A 23,536-nucleotide genomic window follows, 5' to 3' on the forward strand; every position below is an offset into this window, starting at 1 on the left:
TGTTCACCCGGCTGAGTCTGCTGCGGCAAAGCGTTGATCAGACCCTGCGTATAGGGGTGCTGCGGGTCATTGATAATCGAACGGGTGCGCCCCGCTTCGATGATACGCCCCGCGTACATCACCAATGTGCGTTCTGTCATCTGGCTGACCACGCCAAGGTCATGGGTGATCAGGATCAGCCCCACTTGGTTGGACTGACACAGTTCCAGCATCAGTTCCATAATGTCGGCCTGAATGGTCACGTCGAGCGCCGTTGTGGGTTCATCCGCGATGATCAACTGCGGGTCCAACAGCAAAGCAATCGCAATGATGATCCGCTGCCGCATACCGCCGGACAGTTCGTGCGGGTATTGTTCCAGCCGCTCTTCTGGCGACGGAATGTAAACCTCGCGCAGTTTTACAATCGCGATTTGGCGCGCATCGTCATAGCTGACTTTGCGGTGCGCGCGGATGGTTTCCACCATCTGCTGGCCTATCGTCAGCACAGGGTTCAGCGTGACCATCGGGTCTTGGAAGATCATCGCCATACGATTGCCGCGCACCCGGCGCAGTTCCGCATCAGACATTTTGACAACGTCTTGGCCATCAAACAGGATTTCGCCGCTGTCGATATAGCCGGGACGGCTCAGCAGGTTCATCAAAGAGAAGCCAGTGATCGACTTCCCCGCGCCGGATTCCCCAACGATGCCAAGCCGTTCGCCTTTGGCCAGATCAAAGGAAATCCCGTTCAGCGCGGTCACGGTCTGATCCCGCATTGCAAATTTGACGGTCAGGTCCCGGACAGAAAGCAATGACATCAGACTACCCCTTGTAAAGTTTGGGGTTGAGCACATCGCGCACCCAATCACCGAGAAGGTTGATGACCAGAACCAGGACCACCAGCACGATCCCGGGAATAACGGTGATCCACCAGCTGCCGGAATAGATATAGTCAAAGCCCGCCGAAATCAGCGAACCGAGAGACGGCTGGCTCGGTGGCATGCCAAGGCCAAGGAACGAGAGCGACGCCTCGGAAATGATCGCGTTGGCGACCTGCACGGTCGAGATCACAAAGATCGGCGACAGCGAGTTCGGCAGGATATGCCGCAGCATGATCCGCATCGGTCCAAACCCAAGCACTCGCGCGCTGTCGATGTATTCTTTCTTTTTCTCCGCCAGCACCGTCGCCCGCACCGTCCGCGCATATTGCGGCCATTCGGCGACGCCAATCACGGCAATCAGGAAAAAGACAGCATAGCGGTTAAAGGTCTCTGACCCAAACAGCGCCTGGGTGACCGCAAGGAAGATGATCGCCACCATAAGGGTCGAGAACGACAATTGGATATCTGCCATCCGCATCAGCAAACTGTCGGTGCGCCCGCCGATATAGCCAGCGATCAGGCCGATCGAAATACCAAGGAAAGCCTGCAACGCGACGGCGCAGAGGCCAATGATGATCGACAACCGGGTGCCATAAAGGATCGTCGACAGCAAATCGCGCCCCTGATCATCGGTGCCCAATGCAAACTCTGGCAAAGCACCCTCTACCCACGCTGGTGGGTATTCCGAGTTCATCAGGTCAATCGACGCCGGATCATAGGGATCATAGGGCGCAATAACCGGTGCCAGAAAAGACAGCAGCGCGATCAGCAGGAAGATCGCCATGCTGGCCATCGCAACCGGATTGCGCCGGAAGCTATAAGCCATGTTCGAATCCCAAATCTTTTCCCACCGGGACGGGGTTGCCTGATGTGGCGCGTGGGTGTCGATGCTCTGCTCGCTCATGCGCCCATCCTCGCCAGATTCACGGTTGGATTCACGAGGCCATAGATCAGGTCAACGATGGTGTTGGTCACCACGAAGATAAAGCCAACGACAATCAGATAAGCCACGATGAGGGGCGTATCGACCCGGTTCACAGCTTCTAGGAACATGAATCCCATGCCCGGCCACTGGAACACGGTTTCAGTCAGGATCGTATAGGCCACCATGGTCCCGATCTGCACACCGCCCACGGTGATCACCGGTAAAAGCGTGTTTTTCAACGCGTGTACGAAATAGATGCGCCATGGGTTGATGCCCTTTGCCTTGGCATACCGCACGTATTCACTTTCCAGAACTTCCATCATCTCTGCCCGGATCAGGCGCACGAAGAGCGGCAACATGATCGATGCCAAGGCAATGGACGGCAGAATAATATGCGCCCAGCCGTCGAATGTCAGGAAATTGGTCTCCCAATAGCCCCAGACATGCACCAGATCACCCCGTCCGAAACTTGGCAGCCAGCCGAGTTCAACCGAAAAGACAAAGATCATCATGATCGCGGTCAGGAACACCGGGATTGAAATGCCGACAATCGACAGACCCATGATCAGGCGTGACAGAACGGCATTGGGTTTGATCGCCGTGTAAACACCTAAGGGCACCGAGAGGCCAATGATGATGATTGTTGCGCCAAACACCAGCTCTAGCGTGGCGGGCAACTTTTTCATGATCACGTCCAGCGCCGGCTCCTTAAAGAAATAGGACGTCCCAAGATCGCCTTGGATCGCATTGCCAACAAAGCGAATATATTGCTGCAGGAAGGGATCGTTCAGCCCAAGCTCCTCGCGCAGCTGCTGACGCACCTCTTCAGAGACCGACTGCCCCACCAACTCACGGAGCGGATCACCCAGGTTGCCCTGAATGGCAAAGCCGATCAACGAGATGACAAACATCACCGCAATGGCCTGAAAAACTCGTTTTACGAGATAGGCAAACATGATCTCCACCCAAATTAGATCGTTCCGGCCCCCGGTTCACGCAATCAGGGGCGGAGTAAGACACCGTTGATGTCTTATGACGGAATTGGCCGGGCCAGCCAAGCGTGGCCAGCCCGGACCCACAGGGATTATTCAGAGACCACGAGGTCGCCGAAGTACGGGAAGTTCAACGCGTTTACGATGTCTTCCGCGTTCATATTGTCCTTGGCACCCCAAGCGAGGTTCTGCCAATGCAGCGGGATAAAGGCCGCTTCGTCATAAAGCATCGCCTCCAGCTTCTGCAGCGCCTCACCCCGTTTCGCGGGATCGGTTTCCGTGTTGGACATGTCCATCAGCTTGTCGGTTTCTGGGTTACAGAAGTTGCCAGAGTTGTACTGACCATTGCCGGTATCGGCATCTGGGCAGGCAGACAGGAACTGGTGGAAGTTTGCGGAGTCTTCGGTATCCGCGTGCCAGCCGATCATCATCATATCCGCCGCGCGCTCGTCGAACTTGGGCCAGTATTGCGCTTTTGGCATGGTCTGCAAATCAACGGTGATGTTGATCTGAGACAGCATAGACGCCACTGCCTGCGCGATCCGGTCGTCATTCACATAGCGGTTGTTGGGCGCCATCATGGTGATCGAGAACCCATCGGCATACCCCGCCTCGGCCATCAGCGCCTTGGCTTTGTCCAGATCAAACCGCGGGGTCAGATCAGGGTTGTAGCCCAGATACCCTTCGGGGGAGGCTTGCGCCGCCACGGTGCCAAAGCCGCGCATGATGCGGTCGACGATCCCGGCGTTGTTCACGGCATAGTCAATCGCCTGACGCACGCGTTTGTCCTTAAAGGCTTCAACACGTTCTTGGTTCATTTGGAATGTGATGATCCGTGTACCCGGCATGGTGATCAGGTTCACGCCCTCAGCCTTATCCACGCGATCAAGATCGGTCGGTGGCACAGGCGCGATAAAGTCAACGTCGCCTGACAGCAGGGCTGCAACGCGGGTTGGGTCTTCTTTGATTGGGGTCAGGATGATTTCATCAACGTTGCCCGGAGACGCGGTGTCCCAATAGCCGTCAAAGCGATCAAACGTGACTTTCACGCCCTGTTCACGGTCGGTGACGATATACGGACCCGTGCCTGACATATTGCGAGACGCAAAGCTGTCACCGTGTTTGACGATTTCCGCTTTGTCTTTGCCGTCGTCGGTCGTGCCGGAATAATAGGCGCTGTCCATCGCAAAGATGTAAGTCGCCGTGTGCAGGATCAGCGGATAAGGCGCGGCGGTTTTCAGATCGACAGTGTAGTCGTCGACAACTTCAACATCGGTGAAAGGTGTGAAAATACCTTTGAAGTCCGCGCTTTCCTTGATGCGGTCAAAGGTCCAGTCGATGTCTTTCGCGGTGAAATCATTGCCGCTGTGGAACTTGACACCTTCACGCAGCTTGAACCGCATGGTGTTTTCGTCAATCTGCTCCCAGCTTTCCGCCAGACGCGCTTCGAACTGCAGATCTTTGGTCCAACGGACCAGCGGGTCAAATACCATATGCGACAGTTGCAGGGTGCCGCCAGACAGCTGCTCATAGGGATCAAGCGAAACCGGATCAGCGTCATAAGCAACGCGCACAGTTTCAGCAAAAGCCCCGCCAGACAGCACGGCGAGAAGCGCAGCAGTTGCTACGCCAGTGGTAAATTTTTTCATAATAGACGCTCCCAGTTTATTATGGTCCCAGTATTGGCGCGGCTTGGAAATGTGCAAATGCCAGTTTTGCATGGGGCCATGCGCATGACGAATACAGCGTCATATGTCGATTAACCAATTGAAATACATCATTGATTTTCCTTGCGCTTTGCACGGCCCGACGATTAGCATGGACCTTGACGCTAGGTCGTGCGCCTGAAAGGCGTCATTCTTCTCGTCCACCAGACAGGCCGAAAACACGTGAAAGACACGCTTGATACCAAGATCATTGCCGCCCTGCAGGCCAACGCGCGGCAGTCCACCGCCAGCATTGCAAAGGCGCTTGGCGTGGCACGCACCACTGTGCATGAACGTATCGCACGGATGGAGGAACGTGGGCAGATCAAGGGCTATACGGTGGTGCTTGGGCAGCCTGATGAAACGCCGATGGTGCAGGTGATTGTGCAACTCGCCGTGCACCAGCCAGAGACCGCGCAGATCATCCGCAGGATCGCGGCCTATCCTGAGGTGAAGCAATGCCTGTCGGTGAATGGAGAATTCGACCTGATCATTGTGGCCGAAGCACCGCGCATCGAAGATCTTGATATTCTCACCGATGAATTCGGCGCGATCCCCGGCGTCAATCGCACCAAAACCCATGTGGTCTTTGGGCGTCGGATCGACCGCCGCTGACATATCGTCAGATTTGTCGTCATATTGACAATCCCAACCAACATTTCGTCGCCTTGCTGGCTGGCTTTTGAACAGCCTGCTCCGCATCCTGAGATTAGGAGAAGGAGGCCAAAAATGCGTTGGAACATTTGTGTGGTCGGAGCAGGCAACATCGGGCAGATGATCGCGACGCTCCTGAAACAGTCACCAAACTATCGCGTCAGCGTCGCGGATTGCGATCTGGCGGCCCTGTCATCGATCAGAGACCTTGATATCGCAACCAAACAGATCGACGCCAATGATCCAGACGGGTTGGCAGCGGCCCTGTCAGATTTTGATGCTGTGATTTCCGCAGCGCCCTTTTATCTGACTCCACAAATCGCCACCGCCGCCAAAGCGGCTGGGGCGCATTATTTTGACCTGACCGAAGATGTCGCCGCCACACAAGCCGTGCGCGATCTTGCACAAGACGCCAAGACAGCCTTTATGCCGCAATGTGGCCTTGCGCCGGGGTTTGTCGGCATTGCCGGCGCGGCCTTGGCTGAAGAGTTCGACACGCTCGACAGCCTGCACATGCGGGTCGGGGCGTTGCCGCTCTATCCGACCAATGCGCTAAAATACAATCTTACCTGGTCAACCGAGGGGCTGATCAACGAATACTGCAACCCCTGCGATGCCATCGTGAACGGTGAACGCACCAAAACCCAGCCCCTGGAAGATTACGAAATCCTTGGACATGACGGCGTTGAATATGAATGCTTCAACACCTCCGGCGGTCTTGGCACATTGCCGGAAACGCTCGACGGAAAGGCCCGCGCGGTGTCGTATCGATCGATCCGCTATCCCGGTCATTGTGAGATCTTGAAGCTCTTGCTGCATGACCTTGGGTTGGATCGGCGTCGCGATTTATTGAAAGAAATATTTGAGGCCGCCCTGCCCCGTACGGATCAGGATGTGGTCTTGGTGTTCTGCACTGCGAAAGGCCACAAGGACGGCAGCCTGCGCGAGAAAAGCTATATCAACAAATCCTTCGCCCGAGAGATCGATGGCCGCATCTGGAGTGCGATCCAAGTCACCACAGCCGCTGGCGTATTGGGCGCGGTGGATTTGATGCGCCAAGGAAAGCTGCCAACGGTCGGTTTTGTACGACAAGAACAGGTGCGCCTGCAGGATTTCCTCTTAACAGAATTCGGCGCGCTTTATCAGAAAGGTGATGTCAGCACCCTGCATCACGCCGCCTAGACACGCCCTATACGGGAGAATGAAAATTTTTCACAACCCAAAGCAAATGCAGATTTGACAAGACGCAATTGTCACGCAAGTCTAGTCTCACGATGATTTTATTTGAATATCCGGCGCATCAGGGTTTTGGAGGATGACGCTGGATAAGGCGGGCCGCGCAGCAATGCGCGGCCTTCTCTGTTTGTAAAACGCGTTATTTTTCAGCGGCTTATTATTACGCAGTCGTCTTTCTTTGAACGCATCCAAAAAACACTCTGTCGCTTTCGCGCCCTGAAATGGCGAATCTCATCTCAAATCGACAAGATTCGATTCGCGAACGTTACGTCTGATTATGGTCTATCCGTTGCCATTGCCTAAAATATAAGCATCCACCTTGGCGCGTTCGTCATCTGTCAAACGCAGACCCAATTTGGTACGACGCCAAAGGAAATCGTCACCGGATTGCACCCATTCAACACGCTTGGCCCAATCCAGTTCAGCCGCCGTAATTCCGGCCCCAAAACCTTCGCCCAGTGCCTCGGCAGACTTGGCCTCACCATAGATGTCAAAGACCTCGGTCCCGTAGGTGCGCAGCAAACGCAACGCGTCTTTGTCGCTGAGGAACGGGTAGCGGGCTTTGATTTGGTCCAACAAAGCCGGACCGCCATCAACCGCGAAATTGCCGCCCGGCAATGTCTGCCCAGCGGTCCATTTCCCCGGCAGATGGGGAAAGAACCCGGCGATTTTCTCGAGCGCACTTTCCGCCAAACGCCGATAGGTTGTGATCTTGCCGCCAAACACGTTCAGGATCGGCGCACCGCCGTCCTCATTCACGCGCAGCACATAATCCCGCGTCGCGGCCGTCGCGCTGGTTGCCCCGTCGTTATACAGCGGACGTACGCCAGAGTAGGTCCAAACAACATCATCTGACGTCAGCGTCTGTTTGAAATAGTTGTTGGCAAAGGCCAGCAGGTAATCCCGTTCTTCATCCGTACAGACCGGGCGCTCATCAAAGCTCGCGTGATCAGCATCGGTTGTTCCGATCAATGTAAAGTCCTGCTCATACGGGATCGAAAAGATGATCCGCCCGTCCTCGCCCTGGAAGAAGTAGCATTTGTCGTGATCGTAAAGCCGCTTGGTGACAATATGACTGCCCCGAACAAGCCGCACGTTTTCAGAGCTGTTGATCCCAGCCACACCTTGGATCACATCCATCACCCAAGGACCCCCGGCATTCACCAGCATCTTTGCGCGGAATTCCTGCGTGGCCCCGGTATGACGATCTTCTGTTGAAACCACCCACAGGTCGCCCTCGCGCCGGGCCGATGTCACCTTGGTGCGAGTCATAATTTTGGCCCCGCGCGCCTCCGCATCGCGCGCGTTCAAAACCACCAAGCGGCTGTCCTGCACCCAGCAGTCGGAATATTCATAAGCCTTGGCAAAGCGATCCTCCAGCGGTGCGCCCTCTGGCCCCGATGTCAGATCAACCGTCTTGGTGCCCGGCAAAATTTTCCGCCCGCCAAGGTGGTCATACATAAACAGACCCAAACGGATCAGCCACGCGGGGCGGCGGCCCTTCATCCATGGCATAAAGGTGGTCAGCAGCTTGGATGTTGGCGTTTCAGAATCAAACCGCATGTCTTTGTGATAGGGCAGTACAAAGCGCTTCGGCCAGCTGATGTGGGGCATCGCCGTCAGCAGGGTTTCGCGCTCTTTCAAAGCTTCTCGAACGAGGCGGAATTCGAAGAACTCCAGATAGCGCAAACCGCCGTGGAATAGTTTGGTCGAGGATGACGAAGTGGCCGAAGCGAGGTCATTCATCTCTGCCAAAGCAACGGTCAGACCTCGGCCTGCCGCGTCACGTGCGATGCCGCAGCCATTGATGCCGCCGCCAATAACGAAAAGATCATAGGTTTTTTGAGTGTCAGACATATCCGTCTTCCAATGTGATAAGTTTCGTACCGCCCGCCTCTGCCGCGTCGACAAAGGATTGGGGCAGGCGTTTGTCAGTGATGACGTAATCCAGATCAGCGACACCGCAGATCCGAACCGGGGCGTTGCGTTCAAACTTGGACGCATCCGCCACCAGAATTTTCGTGCGCGCGTTTTCCAGAATGGCGCGGGCAACAGCGACTTCGCGCTCGTCAAAATCCAAAACTGCGCCGTCTTCGTCCAAAGACGAAGTGCCGATGATCGCGAAATCTGCCTTGTAGCGCCGCATGAATTCCACTGCTTCGGCCCCGACAACCGCCCCGTCAGATTGGCGCACGGACCCGCCAGCGATCACCAATGAATTCAACCGCGCCCCGCGCAGGATGTGGATGACGTTGATATTGTTGGTGATGACGGTCAGGTCCTCGTGCATGGCCAACGCGGCGGCAACCTGTTCTGTTGTGGTGCCAATGTTCAGAATGATCGACGCCCCGTTCGGGATCAGGTCCGCGGCGCGGCGCGCAATCGCCTCTTTGATCTGTGCATTGCGCAGGCGCCGCTCTTCGTAGCCAAAGGACGCACTAGAGACGAGTTTCCGCGCCCCGCCATGGGTCCGTGTGGCCAATCCCCGGTCACAGAGTTCTGTCAGATCGCGCCGGATGGTCTGCGTGGTCACGGCAAAACGGCTCGCCAAATCGTCAACTTCAACCCGATCTTCGGATTTCAGCAGGCTTAGTATCTGTTCTTGGCGGTCATTTAGGGCCATCTGGGACCTCGATATTTTCATTTCACACTCGAAATAGCGCGAATGAACATGAAAGGCCAGAAATTTTGGGAATTTTGTGTTCACTTGGGTGCGACGCAGCGCCCCACAGCAAGAATACACAAAAAGCGACGCAGAATGCCGTTTTCCGTTCGCCTCACTGCGATCTTGGGCGTTAGATTGCAAGGCGGACACACGGACGGAAACGCATGTCGGATATATTTGAGGGACTGCGGGCGGCTTTTTGGCTGATCTTCACTTTGGACGCGGATCTTATCGAGATTTCGCTGCGGTCGCTTTACGTCACAACAAGCGCGGTTCTGATTGCGTCCTTCATTGGCCTGCCGCTTGGCTGCTGGCTTGCCCTGCGCAGGTTTCGCTATCGCCGCACGGTCATCGCCATCTTGAACGCCCTAATGGGCCTGCCGCCGGTTGTGGTCGGGCTGATCGTTTACCTGTTGCTTTCCCGCTCTGGACCGTTTGGCGTCTTTGGCCTGCTTTTTACGCCGACCGCGATGATCATTGCGCAGGTCATTATTCTGACGCCCCTGATTGCCTCGATTGCCCATCAGGCGATCCGTGATCTTTGGGCCGAATACCACGATCTGCTGATTTCCCTGAACACCTCGCGATTTCAGCGCATGGGCACCTTGCTTTGGGACGGGCGGCGCGCCTTGCTGACGGCCTCCTTGGCCGGTTTTGGGCGCGGCATCGGAGAGGTCGGCGCGATTATGATTGTCGGCGGCAATATCGATCATGTCACCCGCGTCCTGACCACCGCAATCGCGCTTGAAACCGGCAAAGGCGATTTCGCTTTGGCGCTCGGCCTAGGCTTTGTTTTGATTTTCCTTGCGATTGTGGTGAACCTTGCGATCCACCGCGTTTCTGGCACCGAGGTGCGTGGCCGATGGTGACGTCGATCCTGCCTCTGCGCGCAAGCGACCTAAAGGTGCGCAAAAGCCGGCGTCTGTTGCTGGACGGCGTTTCGCTTTCGCTGTCGGGCACCGGCACCACCATCGTGCTTGGCCCCAATGGCGCGGGGAAATCCACGCTTTTGAAAACCCTGCACGGGATGGAGCGGCTGGCGGGTGGTGACATCCAATGGGCGCTGCCTGACAAACAGGCCCGTGACCGGCAAGCCTTTGTGTTTCAGACCCCTATCTTAATGCGCCGGACCGTGCTTGAAAACGTTGCCTACCCGCTGCGCCTGAATGGGACTTCGCGCAAAGACGCCTTTCGCATCGCAACCGACTGGCTCAACCGTGTCCATCTTGGCAAAGCCCTGAACCAACGCGCCACTGACCTGTCCGGCGGCGAACGCCAAAAAATGGCGCTGGTCCGCGCTTTGATCCGCGACCCCGAGGTGCTGTTTCTGGATGAGCCCTGCGCCAATCTTGATGGCCGCGCCACGCGCGAAATCGAGGACCTCTTGCAAGAAGTGCACGCGGCGGGCACGCGTCTGATCATGGCCACGCATGATCTGGGACAGGCGCGGCGTCTGGCGCATGATGTGATTTTCATGCACAAGGGCGCGCTTTTGGAACAAACCCCTGCCACCACATTTTTTGAAAACCCCATGACGGCCCAGGCACAGGCCTTTTTGAACGGAGACATTGTCGAATGATCCTGCGACCCCTTTTTGCCCTGCTCACTTTGGCCACGGCGACGCTCGTTCAGGCGGACGAAATGAAACTCGCGGTCACAACAAGCTTTCACAACTCGGGCCTCGCAGAGATCCTTTTGCCTGCCATCAAAGACGACATCGACCTTGATGTGCATCTTTTGGTGGTCGGCACAGGTCAGGCCCTGCGGCTGGGTCGCGCCGGGGATGTGGACGCCATTCTGGTGCATTCCAAAGCGGCCGAAGAAACCTTTGTGGCCGAAGGGTTCGCACCCCACCGCCGAGAGATCATGTTCAACGATTTTGTCCTGATCGGTCCCAATGATGACCCCGCCAAAGTCGGCGAGGCTGCAACGGCAGCAGACGCGCTGCGGCGCATTGAAGCCACTCAAGCAGGATTTGCATCGCGCGGCGATGACAGTGGCACCCACAAGAAGGAAAAAGCGCTTTGGGCGGAAGCGGGTTTTGACAGTGCTGACCTGTCGCCTGAATGGTATCGCGCCGCAGGGGCTGGCATGGGGGCAACGTTGAATGTGGCCTCAGGCCTCAATGCCTATGTCCTCAGCGACCGTGCAAGCTGGCTGAATTTTGGCAACAAAGGCGATCTGACACTCCTTTTCGCAGGCGACCCGGTGCTGTTCAATCAATATGCCTACCTGCCTGTCAGCCCGACCCGCCATGCCCATGTCAATCACGACGCCGCCCTGCGGCTTGAGGCGTGGCTGACCAGCGAGGCAGCCAAATTGCTGATCGACGGCTACCGGCTAAATGGTGAACAACTCTTTACCTTCAACGCGCAATAAGCGGCCAGTACCCGCACCGCCTGCGCACTTTGCCGAATGACGCCTTGCCATTCGGCCCCGCTCCGCGCAGGGTGGCGCAAAATCGACAAAAGGTCCGCCATGTCCGCCCCCACCCTCACCCCCAAAGTTGGTGCCATCGCCGTTATCCTGCGTGACGGCCATTTCCTGATGGTGCAACGGGGCAAGGCGCCCGGCATTGGCCTGTGGGGGTTTCCCGGCGGACACGTTGAACTGGGTGAAACCGCGCAAGAGGCCGCCGTGCGGGAACTTTTTGAGGAAACCACCGTCATCGGCACACCGCAGGCCTATTTGACCAATGTCGATGTGATTGGCCGGGATGAGGATGGCGCGATCCTCTATCACTATCTGCTGGCCGTCGTGCCCTGCACTTATGTTTCAGGCATCCCCAAGGCGGGCGACGACGCGGCAGCAGCAGAATGGGTGCCGGTGCGCGATGTGGTCAACGAGGTCCGCCCCCTCAGTTGGGGTGTCGCCAAAGTTGCGAAACAGATTGCGGCAAAGCTTAGCGAAGCAACGCAGCCTTAGTTCGGATCAGTCCGCAGCTCAGATCCAGTGGGTGGCTTTCGCTTTGGATCGCGTTTCAGTGCCATCACGAAGCTGATGATTTCCGCCACCACTTCCCAATGTTCAACCGGCACCTGATCGTCGACCTCGATCACGTCATAAAGCGTGCGCGCGAGCGGTTTGTTCTCGATAATCGGCACCTCATGTTCATGCGCGATCAAACGGATCTGGCGGGCCATCAAGTCTGCCCCTTTGGCCACACAGACCGGCGCAACATCGACGCCCTGTTCATACCGCAATGCCACAGCGTAGTGCGTCGGGTTGGTCAGGATCACATTGGCCGTCGGCACTGCGGTGGCAATCCGTTGCTGCGCACGTTGGCGTCGCAACTGCGCGCGTTTCCCACGGATCAGGGGATCACCTTCGGCCTCTTTCATCTCATCCCGGATTTCCTTGACCGACATCATCTGCTTTCTGCGCCAGTCAAAGCGTTTCCACAGAATGTCGAGAATGGCCACCGGCACCAGAAAAACCGCGGCCATGATCAAAAGCTGTCGCGTGGCATCTGACATATAGCCCGGCAGATGCTCTGGCACGAACCCCGTGCCCTGCCAGATGTCGCGGACGGCGCTATTTGTCACCCAAAGCGCCATGCCACCCACGACCAGAACCTTCACAAGGCTTTTGACAAATTCAACCAGCGTATTGGCCGAGAACTGACGCTTGAGGCCCTCGAAAATGGAAATTTTCGACCATTTTGGTTTGATCCGCTCAGCAGCGACAACCGTCTCTCCTTGAATCAGAACGCCAACGATACCGCCCAACAGGATCAGCCCAAAAACTGGCGCGATCGCCAGCACGATCCGGCTGATGAAATCCCAGAAAACATCGCCCAAAGTCGCAACACCCGGACGTTCAACACCGACATGGATGCGCCCGGCGTTGTCCACCAAGGAGGCCAAGGCATCCACCAGTTTTGGGCCCTGCCATTGCAAGGCAATCGCCACCACCCCAATCAGCGACACGACAACCATCATATTGCCGGTTTCGCGCGAGGCAGGGACATCGCCTTTCTTGCGCGCATCGCGCAGCTTCTTCTCGGTCGGCTCCTGGGTCTTGTTGCTTCTGTCTTCTTCTGCCATCGCTCAGAACCTAAACAATCCGAACCAGCTGCTGAATTCTCCCAGCCAGTGGTGGATCATGCTAGGCGCTGCGACACCAAGGATAAAGAGACCAACCGCAATCAGCATGGCTGCAGCGACAAAGAAGACGGGAAGTTGGGGCATCATCCGGTTGGCGAGACCCATGCCAAGGTTCAGGATCACACCCATCACGAAAAACGGCGCAGCGATAGAGGCCCCAATATAAAGGCTCTTGCTGCCCGCATGAACGATCTGCTTGGCCAGATCACCGGCAAAGATCACACCCGGTGGGAAGACCGCATAGCTTTCCATCATCCCGCGTAAAATGATGTGATGCGTGTCCGTCACAAAGATCAGGGCAACGGTCGCAATCAACAGCAGCGTCGCAACCAAAGTCGCGCCTTCAAACGAACCGAGTGACGGCCCAAAGGCATTGGCAAGACCCGACACCTGCCCCACTTGGTAGCCCGCGAAATCCATCGCCGACAGCAGGATACGCGCGGTGACACCAATCCAAACGCCCACCGTGATCTCAGCCATCAGCAACAGAAACATCGCGGTCGGCGTGTTTGGCGCGCCTGCGACCACCGGCACCACCGGATAAAGCGCCAGACACAGGACCAAGGCAAACGACAGCCGTGCGCGCACCGGAATTTGCGCTTCGCCAAATCCCGGCAGGAACATCATCGCGCTGCCAATCCGCCCAACCACCAGCAAGTAGCCAAACAGCACCGTCGCGATATAGGAGTTCAGGTCCATCTCTTAGCCGCCAATGGTGGCCACTGTCTTAAGCGAGGCCTTGCGGTGCACTTCATTGTGGGAAATCACCTGCGTCATCGGGCTGACGCGCTCTAGGATCGAGCGCACATAGGGGCGGCTATCTGGCGCGACCAGCAATGCAGGCCATTGATCCCCGGCGGCAAACTCTTGAATTTCTTTACGCACGGCCAGCACAAATTCCTGCACCCGTTGCGGCGACATGATGAAATTCGTCTCATCCCCGGTTTTGGAAATCGCGTTCTGCATCTCAGTTTCCCAGGTCTGGCCCAGCGTCACCACCGGCACATAGCCCTGCGGGTCGACAAGGCTCTGGCAAATCTGTTTGCTCAGTTGCGCGCGTACATGTTCGACGATGGTCTGCACGTTTTTCGTGGTGCCCGAAGCCTCGGCCACCGCTTCAATGATCTTGGGTAGGTTGCGGATCGACACCCGCTCGCTCATCAACGCCTGCAAAACATGCTGCATCAGAACCAGCGGCGCGCTGTTGGAAATCTCGGTCAGCAGCTTCTGATAATCTTTGCTTTGCCCGTTCACCAACTCTTGCGTGGCGGCGTAGGTCAGCAACTCGGGCATATGCTCTTTGATGATCTCGGTCAGGTGTGTCGTGACGACGCTTTCGGGGTCCACAACCGTCATGCCGCGCGCTTCGGCTTCTGACGCGCGGCTTTGGTCGACCCAAATCGCGTTCAGACCAAAAGTCGGTTCGCGCGTGCGCTCTCCGGGGATGTCCACAGCGGCACCAGAGGGTTCAATCACCATCATCGCACCGGGGCGCAATTCGCCCTTGGCAGTTTCCACACCGTGGATCGAAATCGCGTAACTCATGGCGGGCAGCGTCGCGTCATCTTTGATGCGCACCGGTGGGATCACAAAGCCATAATCCTTGATGAACAGGTTGCGCAGGCTTTTCACCTTGCCCGGCAGCGCCGCATCAGGAGAGTTGATCAGCGGCACCAAAGCACTGCCCAGATCAAGCCGCAGATCATCCAGTTTCAGCATTTCTTTGATCGGATCAACCGGCTTTTCTCTTTCCTCCTTACGGGCGAGCTCATCCGCAACTTGTTTTTTGGCCTGATCCGCAAGTGATCCCTGCATGACGTAGCCCATAACCGCCATGCCCGTTGCAAGGACGGCGAACACAACGAAAGGAAACCCCGGCAGGAAACCCACCACAAAACAAAGCGCCGAGGCCATGTAAAGCGCGCGCGGGAAGTTGCCGAGCTGTTTCAGAACCGCTTCGTTGGTTGCACCCTTTGTGCCGCCCTTCGTGACAAGCAAACCCGCGGCCAAGGACACAACAAGCGCCGGGATTTGGGTCACCAGACCGTCGCCAATCGTTAGCACCGTATAGTTGCTGGCCGCCTGACCAACCGTCAGATCATAGCTTGCCACGCCAATCAGAATGCCACCGACGACGTTGATGATGGTAATGATCAGACCGGCAACCGCATCACCACGCACAAACTTTGAGGCACCGTCCATCGCGCCGAAAAAGGCGCTTTCTTCTTCCAGAACCCGGCGACGCTCGCGCGCCTCGTGTTCATCAATCATGCCCGCGCCAAGGTCCGCATCAATCGCCATCTGTTTGCCCGGCATCGCGTCCAAGCTGAACCGCGCCGCGACTTCGGCGATCCGGGTCGAACCTTTGGTGATCACGATGAAGTTGATGATCACAAGGATCGAGAAAATCACGATCCCGATGATGAAATCCCCGCCGACAATAAATCGACTGAACCCTTCGATCACTTTGCCCGCGGCATCCGTCCCAGTGTGCCCCTGGCTGAGGATCAGCCGCGTCGAACTGACGTTCAGCGCCAGCCGCAGCATGGTCACAACCAGCAAAAGCGTCGGGAAAGAGTTAAAGTCCAAGGGCGTCGGTATCCACAGCGCCACCATCAGGATCAGCACCGCCAGCGACAGGGAAATTGCCAAGCCGAAATCCAACAGGATCGGCGGCAATGGCACGAACAACATGCCAAGGATCATCACCACGCCAAGCGCAAAAACCACATCGCGGTTCGCAAGCAACTGCGCGAAACCGCCGGTAACGTTGGGTGTGTCTGTATTGGACGCGGTCATATAGTCCTCAGAAAAGTTCTTTGTAGTCCGGCAACATGGGCCGGATTTCAGTGTTAGAGTAAATCGAATAGCTGCTGCCGTCCGAAACACCCCAGAAAACAGGGGGTGGTGGGTCACGCGGCGCAACGACTTCGGCCACAGCAACCGGCGCGTAAGACCGTGCCAAGGCCGTCAGACGATCAATGTCACGCTCGACCACCTTGCGGTTCCGCTCAAGCGACGCCAGATAGCGCGCTTGATGCACATCGGTTGCAGAGTGATACCGCCCTGCCGCTTTCTGCCAACTGCCGGTTTCCTGATAAAGCCCCAGCAAAAAACGCGCGGCGTAGTCCGCGTTCATCTCGGGATCAAAGGCGGCTTCTTGGCTTGGGAACTGGTCGCCATGCCAACGCAGATTGATCTGCATACAGCCCACATCGATGCTGGTGATCCCCTGTGCCTGCTTTTCACGCACCCAATTCTGGGCGTCCAAACGCGATTTGAAAAACGCGCCCTCGCCGTTGGCATTCACCGTCCATGGCCAAACAGCCAGCCCCGCAGGGCCATTGCGCCCGGCCTCTTGGATACCGATCGACAGCAACAGATTATCCGGGATGCCGTATTTTTGCTGCGCTTCTAGGATCGCCGCCACACAGCGCGCGCCGGTGGTGGGCCGGTTTTTTGCGGGCACCTGCACAACTGGCGCTGGCACGGGTGCCGCCGAGGCATAGAGGTTGGTGAAGAGATCGGCCTGCACCGCCGCCGGACCCAGAGCCAAAGCCGGAGCCAGCAAGCCCGCGACGATCATCCCAAGTGCCTTGCCCCAACCGCGCGCCATATCTAAACGCCCCCGGAGACGATCAGGTCAAAGACCCGATCCGACAGTCTGGTCAGCGTGCCAAAGATGAAAGGCAGGGTCAGCGCCAATATCGCAAAGATCGCGATGATCTTAGGCACGAAGGTCAGCGTCATCTCTTGGATCTGTGTCAGCGCTTGGACAAAAGAAATCACCAAGCCCACCACCAACGCGCCCGCCAAAATCGGCGCGCTGCCCAGAAGTATGGTGTTGATTGTCAGCCGGATGACCTCATATGCGCCTGTGCTGTCCATTCGGGCATCCTTAGTAAAAGACGCAAGCGATCCTTAGATCGGCATGCGCATGATGTCTTGATAGGCCTCCACGATCTTATCGCGCACGGCGACAGACACACGCACTGTGCTTTCCATCGTCATGGTCGCCTCGACCACCTGCTGAATGCCCGCCTTGCCGGTCAGGCCCTGTGTCGCGACCTCATCGCCCTGCCGCACGTTTTCGACAGATTGCGCGGCCGCTGTGCGCAGCATGTCGCCAAAAGACTGCGGTGCGTCAGAGCCTTCCGCAACCTGCGCCGGGCTTTTCAGGGACTTTGCGTTCCCGTATGCCCCTTGAATGGCGGCATTGGAACGGATCGAAGAAAAATCACTCATCGTTCAGCCCTATTCTATCATGTCAATCAAACGGTTCCGCATCTGGCGGGCGTTTTCCAGCATCGTCAGGTTCGCCTCATACGACCGGCTCGCCTCTCGCATGTTGCTCATCTCGATCAGCGGGTTCACGTTTGGCATTTTCACATAGCCCGCATCATCCGCTGCCGGATGGGATGGCTCATAGCGCACAGTGAAATCTGTCAAGTCGCGATCAATATCGACGATCTCTACCTGCGACACACCGCTGCCGTCATCAATCAACTCACCAAAGCTGATGGTCTTGCGGCGATACGGATCACCGCCGGGCGTGTCTGCGGTGGAGTTCGCATTGGCGACGTTTTCAGACACCACCCGCATGCGCTCACCCTGCGCCCGAAGGCCGCTGGTGGCAATCTTTCCGATGAGGCTGAGGCTATCCATTTATCTGCCCCCTACCCTGACACGGCGCGCAGCATCTCATGTGCTTTGCGATACAGGTTGGCGGCAATCTTGTACTGACCCGCGGTGGAACTCGCTTCGAGGATCTGCTCCTCAAGGATCACATTGTTGCCTGACAGGTCCGCGCCCCATGTGGATTCGCTTTCAAAGATAGCGGCGCCTGGCGCTTCGGCTTGTCCCGCAGCCACCTCAAGATAGGAATCAAAACTCTCGACTTCTTTCGCGCGATACCCCGCCGTATCGGCGTTCGCGATGTTTTCGGACACCACTTTCTGCCGGTCGGACAACCACTTGAGTCTTTGCGATGCAAGCTCAAATAGATTTGTCACTTCGATATTCATCATGGACTCCTGCGCATTTATTGTTGATTATAGCAAGTATAACAAAGATTAACATAGGGTTTATTCTTGTGTCCAAGGTTTTTTTGGAACTGAAAGCCAAGATATCTTCGCTGGAAGCCATGCAAATCATGGGCCGCGTGCAGTCTATTGTTGGGATGTCCTTGACCGTTTCCGGCCTGCAACGCGCTGTTGGCATCGGCCAACGCTGCATTGTCAAAGGCGCCAACGGCCCCGTGATGGCCGAGGTCATCGGCGCTGATTCAGACGGGCTGCGGCTTTTGCCCTTTGGCACCTGGAACGGCGTTGCCGTCGGCGACCCGGTGGAATTGATCCAACACGAAGAAGGCATATGCCCGGATGACAGCTGGATCGGCACCGTTGTCGATGGGCTGGGCAGGCCGCTTGGCCACGCGCCACGTTTCAAGAAAGGCCGCACGCGATCCTCTGGGCGCAACGGCCCTCCCCCCGCCTTTGCCCGCCGGCGCGTAGGGCAAAAACTGCAGACCCAAATCAAATGTATCGACGTCTTTACCCCGCTCTGCCAAGGCCAGCGGATGGGCGTTTTTGCAGGCTCTGGCGTTGGCAAATCCACCCTGATGGCGATGCTCGCGCGGAACACCAACGCCGATGTCATTGTGATTGGCCTTGTCGGCGAACGTGGACGCGAGGTGCAGGAATTTATCCAAGAAGACCTTGGTCCCGAAGGCATGGCACGCTCTGTCGTTGTCGTCGCCACCGGCGACGAAGCGCCGCTGTTGCGCCGACAAGCCGCCTATACAGCCACCACCGTGGCAGAGCATTTCCGCACGCAGGGCCGTCAGGTTTTGCTGCTGCTGGATTCCGTCACCCGCTTTGCCATGGCGCAGCGCGAGATCGGCCTTTCTAGCGGCGAACCCCCAACCACCAAAGGCTACCCGCCCACCGTCTTTTCAGAACTGCCCCACCTTCTGGAACGCGCCGGTCCCGGGCGCGACGGCGAAGGCGATATCACGGCGATCTATACCGTGCTTGTGGACGGCGACGACATGAACGAACCGATAGCCGATGCAATCCGCGGGATTGTCGATGGGCACTTGGTGCTGGACCGGAACATTGCCGAGAAAAACCGTTACCCGGCGATCAATATCCAGCGCTCAATCTCGCGGATGCTGCCCGCCTGCCATACAGACGAAGAATACAAAATCATGCATGAGGCGCGCAAAGCGCTGGCGAAGTTTGCCGATATGGAAGATCTGATCCGCGTCGGGGCCTACAAGCCCGGCTCGGACCCTGAAATCGATGCAGCCGCGCAGTTCTTTCGGTCGGCCGACGCCTTTCTCGCGCAACGCAAGGCTGAGAAAATGACGTCTGATCAAGCCTTTGCTGAAATCTTCCGCATGCTTCTGGAAGCAGGCATCGACGTGCCCATCGACCTTGGCGCCACCGCATAAAAAAACCGGCCACCCGGGGGTGGGTGGCCGATCATCGCTCCTTCAAAGGAGAACTTTATCCAATCAATCGTTACGGAAAGCCTTTGAAGCAGCTTAACCGCTATTCCGATTGAATTAACGGAACAGAGACAGGATGTTCTGCGGGGCTTGGTTCGCGATAGACAGCGACTGTGTCGCCAACTGTTGCTGAACCTGTAGCGCCTGCAGACGTGCTGCTTCTGCTTCCATATCCGCGTCAACCATGGAGGAAACACCGCTGTCCAGCGTGTCACCCAATGCGTCCAAGAAGCCTTGCTGACCTTCGATGGTTTTCTCGGTCACGCCCAGAGATGTCACAGCTTCAATCGCCAGACCCAGTTGGGTTTCAGCAGTTGCCAGATCAGTCTGAAGGTTGGTCGAGGTGGTCAGGTCAACCGCGGCCAGCGCAGTTTGGATTGCGCCCAGATCAACAGAGTCAAAGGTCATGGTTGTGGCTGCGAATGTACCGCCAGTCCGGCTGATACCAGTTACGACAGTCTGTGTCACAACCGCACCAGAAACCAAATCTTCACCGTTGAAAGTCGCCTGAGAAATCGCTGTGCCAATCTGAGTCACCAGAGAATCCAGTTCAAGCTGAACGTCGGCCAGGTCAATACCAGAGCCTTGTGCGAACGCGACGCGCTCAGAGAAGTCCTGTGTCAGCTGCTGAACGTTTTCAGCGCCAAGACGGGCTGTTGCGACGGAATTCTTAGTGGATGTCAGGCCTTCGTTGATGGCCTTGAACATGCCGCTATCACCCTTCATCGTCTCGGAGATAGCGAAATATGCAGCGTTGTCTTTACCGGTAGAAATCTGAAGGCCGGTGGAAACGCGGTTCTGAGTTTCATTAAGGCTCTTGTTCACCATGCTAAGGGTGGACAGAGCAACCATTGCGGAACTGTTAGTGAGAATGGACGACATTTAATGCTCTCCTCTTATTCTCTATTATATGATCAGTCTTCTGACTGAAGCGGCTTAGCGCCAACACCAACACTATACGCGCCTTGGTTAAAGCGCGGTTTACGTTTCTTAATAAATCCCTGATTTCGGGGTCAAAATTCCCGATCTATTGTCATTTTTGACACAGTTTGGTCGCTGACTTTCTGCCCAGACTTACCATAAAGGCCATCCAGACTATGCCTTTGCGTCGCCTTTTCGATCTCGCGCGCTACGGAACCGGCGGCGGCAGCCATACGCGATAAAAGTGTGCTGTTCTCTGTCACCGTGGTGCTCAGCTCTTGCAAAAGCTCCGGCAACTGGCGTGTCAGGGCCGCGTCTTTCTTAATGAATGGCTCGACCAGTGGCTTCTTCAATTCCAACCATTTCAGCAGGCCGGACTTCTCTTCGAACATGTCGCTGACAACATTCAGGTCGCCGTCGTTGATGGCCTTGATCTCTTTTTTCAGCAGCGTGATCGCCTCGCGCAGCTTTTCGGCAAAGGCGTCGATGTTCTGCAAATCCATCGCCGTCGGATCGCCGGCACCACCCGTGCGGGATTTCTTGCGTTCATTCATGCGAAACTGGCGCGCAGCAATCATCGTGACCCTCGTTACTCTGGCTTATAGGCCGCCATCATCTGCTGGACATTGGCCGTCATACCCAGCCCGCCCTGCTCTACCAGACTCTTTGAAAGTGCCTCGGACATAAAGGTCCGCCACATCTGGCCGTCATTGTCCCCGGTGCCCATGTCGACTGTCTTGAGCATCTCATCGACAAACTGCTGCAGGAACACCGCCTCAAAATCCTTGGCGGCCTGCACGTCGTCTTGCGACAGCGCGGCTTTCTGTTCAGCCATCTGCGCCTTGGCCTGCGCGAGGGAAGAGATCAGTGGCAGGTCAGTCATCAGATAATCTCCAGATCCGCATGCAGCGCGCCGGAGGATTTGATTGCCTGCAAAATAGAAATCGTCTGCCGTGCCCCAACACCGATGGCGTTAAGTCCATCCACAAGGTCTTGCAGGCTGACGTCGCCCTCAAGAATAGTGAACTTGCTGTCTTGCTCTTCGACGTCCAATTCCGTGTCCGGCACAATCACTGTGGTGCCGCCGATCGAAATAGGTTCCGGCTGCGAGACATTGAACCGTTCGCGCACTTTAACGGTAAGGCCGCCCTGGCTGATCGCCACCTGGCCAATTCGCACGTTGGAGCCAATCACAATGGTGCCGGATTTTTCATCCACAACCACCCGCGCTACAGAGTCCGGCTGAACAGTCAGGTTTTCAATGACCGACACAAACTCGGCCACATTGCCCTTGTCATGTACGCGAATTTCAATGGTGCCCGGGTCCAAGACCTGCGCGTATTGCGCGCCAAGTTCCGTGTTCACCACATCGCGCACGCGGGTCGCCGTGGTGAAATCAGGAGTCCGCAAAGCCACGCGGAAGCTGCTGAGCTCAGCAAGGCTGAACGGCACTTCACGCTCAATAATGCCACCGTTGTCGATCCGGGCAATCGTTGGAACGCCTTCGGTGATGGTGGCGGCATTGCCTTCGGCCCGAAAACCAGAGACGGCCACGGCGCCCTGCGCGACGGCGTAGACCTCGCCATCAGCCCCTGCAAGCGGCGTCACCAGCAAGGTGCCGCCTCGCAGGCTGGTCGCATCGCCAAGCGAAGATACGGTGACGTCAATCGGCGCACCGCGACGGCCAAAAGGGGGAAGTTTGGCGGTCACCATGACGGCTGCTGTGTTTTTGGTTTTCAACAGATCAGCGTCGATATTTGCGACGCCGAGCCGCTCCAGCATGCCGCGCATGGATTCCCGCGTGAACGGGCTGTTTGACAGCTTGTCGCCGGTGCCCAGAAGGCCGACAACCAGCCCGTAGCCAATCAGGTGGTTCTCGCGCACACCTTCAAAGCTGGCGATATCCTTAATGCGCACCTCTGCCTTGGCATCCTGCGCCCACAGGACGCTGCCAAGCAGCATCGCGGCGCAAAGGACTATCGCGGTCAGGCGGTCGGAAATTGTTTGGTACTGCTCCATAGGTCTTTCCTGTATGCCCACCCAAGAATTACCCAATTATTCTTGCCACGTCCAGCATTAACCCTAAATTAATCTTAATTATTTTTCTTTTTATTATTGAAAGCATGATTTATCCTTGCTAGCGATAAAGGATAACATGAATAGGTGGAACGGAGGTGGCCATGCGCGCCTATGTTTTCGAGCCACGCGAGAAACGTCGAGCATCCCTTCAAGCAGAGCTTGAGAACGTTGGCTTGCAACCGCTCTTTGTCGGTGAAGAGTTCTTTGAAACAGGCCTGGCCCCATTGTCGCAACCCGGCAGTGAGCACCGCGCCATTCTGATTGGTGAATCCGCAAACACCCACCGGCAAATTCGTGCGGTGCGGGCCTCTGGATGCGCCAACCCATTGATCGTGCTGCGTGATTTCCGCAACTCGACCGAAACCGCTGCCGCGCTTGATCGTGGCGCAGACGATGTGATTGTCAGCCCGATCAAAGGCTCAGAGGTCTTTTCCCGGATCAATTCCATCGTGCGTCGTTTCCACGGCCATGCGGCCGAAAGCGTGGTTGTCGGCGAAGTCACCGCCTATTTCGACGGCCGCGACCCCATCGTTTCGGGGGCCCGCATTCGGCTGTCAAAGCGCGAACATTCAATCTTTCAGCACCTCGCGCTGAACTCGAACAAGGTGATTTCCAAGAACGCCATCTATGATGCGGTCTACGGGATGAGTGCCGATCAGCCCTTTGACAAGGTGATCGACGTCTACATCTGCAAGCTGCGCAAGAAAATCGCCGCAGCCGCGCAAAGCGGGGCGCAGTATATCGAAACCATTCACGGCCGTGGTTACAAACTTAGCGCACCAGAAGATATGGACCTGCCGCCGACAGAACCTCTGCGCGCAGCAATGCCACTTGAGGCACGGGCCCAATAGGCCCGCGCCGCATCGCACTTAGCGGCTAAA

At 56.7% G+C, this 23,536-nt stretch carries 26 protein-coding genes; 8 read left to right on the forward strand and 18 right to left on the reverse strand.

What is annotated here, in order from left to right:
- From BUA39_RS15075 to BUA39_RS15090, 4 genes are all read right to left on the reverse strand, one after another.
- A partial coding sequence (locus BUA39_RS15075) for an ABC transporter ATP-binding protein (protein WP_072794056.1) occupies positions 1-797 on the reverse strand: 797 nt, incomplete at its 3' end.
- A 4-nt stretch (positions 798-801) separates the two neighbouring features.
- Positions 802-1,764, reverse strand: a complete 963-nt coding sequence (locus BUA39_RS15080; RefSeq protein ID WP_072794057.1) for an ABC transporter permease — start codon at positions 1,762-1,764, stop codon at positions 802-804.
- Positions 1,761-2,741 carry an ABC transporter permease gene (locus tag BUA39_RS15085; protein WP_072794058.1) on the reverse strand — a complete coding sequence of 327 codons (981 nt, stop codon included), beginning with the start codon at positions 2,739-2,741 and terminating at the stop codon, positions 1,761-1,763. The genes BUA39_RS15080 and BUA39_RS15085 overlap by 4 nt, the downstream gene beginning before the upstream one ends.
- Positions 2,742-2,869: 128 nt before the next feature.
- Entirely contained in the window at positions 2,870-4,426 is a 1,557-nt protein-coding gene (locus BUA39_RS15090; RefSeq protein ID WP_072794059.1) for an ABC transporter substrate-binding protein, read from the reverse strand.
- A 240-nt stretch (positions 4,427-4,666) separates the two neighbouring features.
- On the opposite strand from BUA39_RS15090, the gene BUA39_RS15095 reads away from it, so the two are divergent.
- Positions 4,667-5,098 carry an Lrp/AsnC family transcriptional regulator gene (locus tag BUA39_RS15095; protein ID WP_072794181.1) on the forward strand — a complete coding sequence of 144 codons (432 nt, stop codon included), beginning with the start codon at positions 4,667-4,669 and terminating at the stop codon, positions 5,096-5,098.
- 114 nt (positions 5,099-5,212) lie between these two features.
- Positions 5,213-6,319: a saccharopine dehydrogenase family protein gene (locus BUA39_RS15100; RefSeq protein ID WP_072794060.1), complete on the forward strand. Its 1,107-nt coding sequence runs from the start codon at positions 5,213-5,215 to the stop codon at positions 6,317-6,319.
- A gap of 336 nt (positions 6,320-6,655) precedes the next feature.
- Here the strand turns inward: BUA39_RS15100 and glpD are convergent, their stop codons facing one another.
- Both glpD and BUA39_RS15110 read right to left on the reverse strand, forming a co-directional pair.
- Positions 6,656-8,230 carry a glycerol-3-phosphate dehydrogenase gene (gene glpD / locus BUA39_RS15105; RefSeq protein WP_072794061.1) on the reverse strand — a complete coding sequence of 525 codons (1,575 nt, stop codon included), beginning with the start codon at positions 8,228-8,230 and terminating at the stop codon, positions 6,656-6,658.
- A complete protein-coding gene (locus tag BUA39_RS15110; RefSeq protein WP_072794062.1) occupies positions 8,223-8,996 on the reverse strand; it encodes a DeoR/GlpR family DNA-binding transcription regulator in 774 nt (257 codons plus the stop codon). The genes glpD and BUA39_RS15110 overlap by 8 nt, the downstream gene beginning before the upstream one ends.
- A gap of 206 nt (positions 8,997-9,202) precedes the next feature.
- Here BUA39_RS15110 and BUA39_RS15115 point away from each other — a divergent pair, with 206 nt between their 5' ends.
- The 4 genes from BUA39_RS15115 (at position 9,203) to BUA39_RS17040 (ending at position 11,963) form a co-directional block, all read left to right on the forward strand.
- Positions 9,203-9,907: an ABC transporter permease gene (locus tag BUA39_RS15115; protein WP_072794063.1), complete on the forward strand. Its 705-nt coding sequence runs from the start codon at positions 9,203-9,205 to the stop codon at positions 9,905-9,907.
- A complete protein-coding gene (locus tag BUA39_RS15120; protein ID WP_072794064.1) occupies positions 9,901-10,617 on the forward strand; it encodes an ATP-binding cassette domain-containing protein in 717 nt (238 codons plus the stop codon). The genes BUA39_RS15115 and BUA39_RS15120 overlap by 7 nt, the downstream gene beginning before the upstream one ends.
- The gene (locus tag BUA39_RS15125) at positions 10,614-11,417 is read left to right on the forward strand and encodes an ABC transporter substrate-binding protein (protein ID WP_072794065.1); all 804 of its coding nucleotides are present in this window, start codon (positions 10,614-10,616) and stop codon (positions 11,415-11,417) included. Before BUA39_RS15120 ends, BUA39_RS15125 begins: the two co-directional genes overlap by 4 nt.
- Before the next feature lie 99 nt (positions 11,418-11,516).
- Complete coding sequence (locus tag BUA39_RS17040) at positions 11,517-11,963, forward strand: NUDIX hydrolase (RefSeq protein WP_072794182.1); 447 nt, start codon at positions 11,517-11,519, stop codon at positions 11,961-11,963.
- Here BUA39_RS17040 and BUA39_RS15135 read toward each other — a convergent pair.
- From BUA39_RS15135 to BUA39_RS15170, 8 genes are read right to left on the reverse strand one after another with little or no spacing between them, the layout of a single operon-like run.
- Entirely contained in the window at positions 11,960-13,084 is a 1,125-nt protein-coding gene (locus BUA39_RS15135; protein WP_072794066.1) for an EscU/YscU/HrcU family type III secretion system export apparatus switch protein, read from the reverse strand. The two genes, BUA39_RS17040 and BUA39_RS15135, sit on opposite strands and share 4 nt — an antisense overlap.
- Before the next feature lie 3 nt (positions 13,085-13,087).
- Positions 13,088-13,843, reverse strand: a complete 756-nt coding sequence (locus tag BUA39_RS15140) for a flagellar biosynthetic protein FliR (RefSeq protein ID WP_072794067.1) — start codon at positions 13,841-13,843, stop codon at positions 13,088-13,090.
- Between the two features lie 3 nt (positions 13,844-13,846).
- Positions 13,847-15,943, reverse strand: a complete 2,097-nt coding sequence (gene flhA / locus BUA39_RS15145) for a flagellar biosynthesis protein FlhA (protein ID WP_072794068.1) — start codon at positions 15,941-15,943, stop codon at positions 13,847-13,849.
- 7 nt (positions 15,944-15,950) lie between these two features.
- A complete protein-coding gene (locus tag BUA39_RS15150; RefSeq protein WP_084605027.1) occupies positions 15,951-16,760 on the reverse strand; it encodes a lytic transglycosylase domain-containing protein in 810 nt (269 codons plus the stop codon).
- A 2-nt stretch (positions 16,761-16,762) separates the two neighbouring features.
- Positions 16,763-17,032 (reverse strand): flagellar biosynthetic protein FliQ, encoded by a 270-nt coding sequence (locus BUA39_RS15155; protein ID WP_072794069.1) that lies wholly within the window; start codon positions 17,030-17,032, stop codon positions 16,763-16,765.
- Positions 17,033-17,065: 33 nt separating this feature from the next.
- Positions 17,066-17,389 carry a flagellar hook-basal body complex protein FliE gene (fliE, locus tag BUA39_RS15160; RefSeq protein ID WP_072794070.1) on the reverse strand — a complete coding sequence of 108 codons (324 nt, stop codon included), beginning with the start codon at positions 17,387-17,389 and terminating at the stop codon, positions 17,066-17,068.
- A 9-nt stretch (positions 17,390-17,398) separates the two neighbouring features.
- On the reverse strand, positions 17,399-17,809 hold the full coding sequence (flgC, locus tag BUA39_RS15165; RefSeq protein WP_072794071.1) for a flagellar basal body rod protein FlgC: 411 nt from the start codon (positions 17,807-17,809) through the stop codon (positions 17,399-17,401).
- 11 nt (positions 17,810-17,820) lie between these two features.
- Complete coding sequence (locus tag BUA39_RS15170) at positions 17,821-18,168, reverse strand: flagellar basal body protein (RefSeq protein WP_072794184.1); 348 nt, start codon at positions 18,166-18,168, stop codon at positions 17,821-17,823.
- 68 nt (positions 18,169-18,236) lie between these two features.
- On the opposite strand from BUA39_RS15170, the gene BUA39_RS15175 reads away from it, so the two are divergent.
- Entirely contained in the window at positions 18,237-19,598 is a 1,362-nt protein-coding gene (locus tag BUA39_RS15175; protein WP_072794072.1) for a FliI/YscN family ATPase, read from the forward strand.
- A 114-nt stretch (positions 19,599-19,712) separates the two neighbouring features.
- Here the strand turns inward: BUA39_RS15175 and BUA39_RS15180 are convergent, their stop codons facing one another.
- The 4 genes from BUA39_RS15180 to BUA39_RS15195 form a co-directional block, all read right to left on the reverse strand.
- A complete protein-coding gene (locus tag BUA39_RS15180) occupies positions 19,713-20,537 on the reverse strand; it encodes a flagellin N-terminal helical domain-containing protein (protein WP_072794073.1) in 825 nt (274 codons plus the stop codon).
- A 131-nt stretch (positions 20,538-20,668) separates the two neighbouring features.
- Positions 20,669-21,154: a hypothetical protein gene (locus tag BUA39_RS15185; RefSeq protein ID WP_072794074.1), complete on the reverse strand. Its 486-nt coding sequence runs from the start codon at positions 21,152-21,154 to the stop codon at positions 20,669-20,671.
- Between the two features lie 11 nt (positions 21,155-21,165).
- Positions 21,166-21,459: a hypothetical protein gene (locus BUA39_RS15190; RefSeq protein WP_072794075.1), complete on the reverse strand. Its 294-nt coding sequence runs from the start codon at positions 21,457-21,459 to the stop codon at positions 21,166-21,168.
- Positions 21,459-22,595 carry a flagellar basal body P-ring protein FlgI gene (locus BUA39_RS15195; protein WP_072794076.1) on the reverse strand — a complete coding sequence of 379 codons (1,137 nt, stop codon included), beginning with the start codon at positions 22,593-22,595 and terminating at the stop codon, positions 21,459-21,461. Before BUA39_RS15195 ends, BUA39_RS15190 begins: the two co-directional genes overlap by 1 nt.
- A gap of 161 nt (positions 22,596-22,756) precedes the next feature.
- Between BUA39_RS15195 and BUA39_RS15200 the strand changes: the two genes are divergently transcribed.
- Entirely contained in the window at positions 22,757-23,506 is a 750-nt protein-coding gene (locus BUA39_RS15200) for a response regulator transcription factor (protein ID WP_072794077.1), read from the forward strand.
- The last annotated feature ends 30 nt before the right edge of the window (positions 23,507-23,536 follow it).

The organism is Cognatishimia maritima (assembly GCF_900129685.1).
Taxonomy (GTDB): domain Bacteria; phylum Pseudomonadota; class Alphaproteobacteria; order Rhodobacterales; family Rhodobacteraceae; genus Cognatishimia; species Cognatishimia maritima.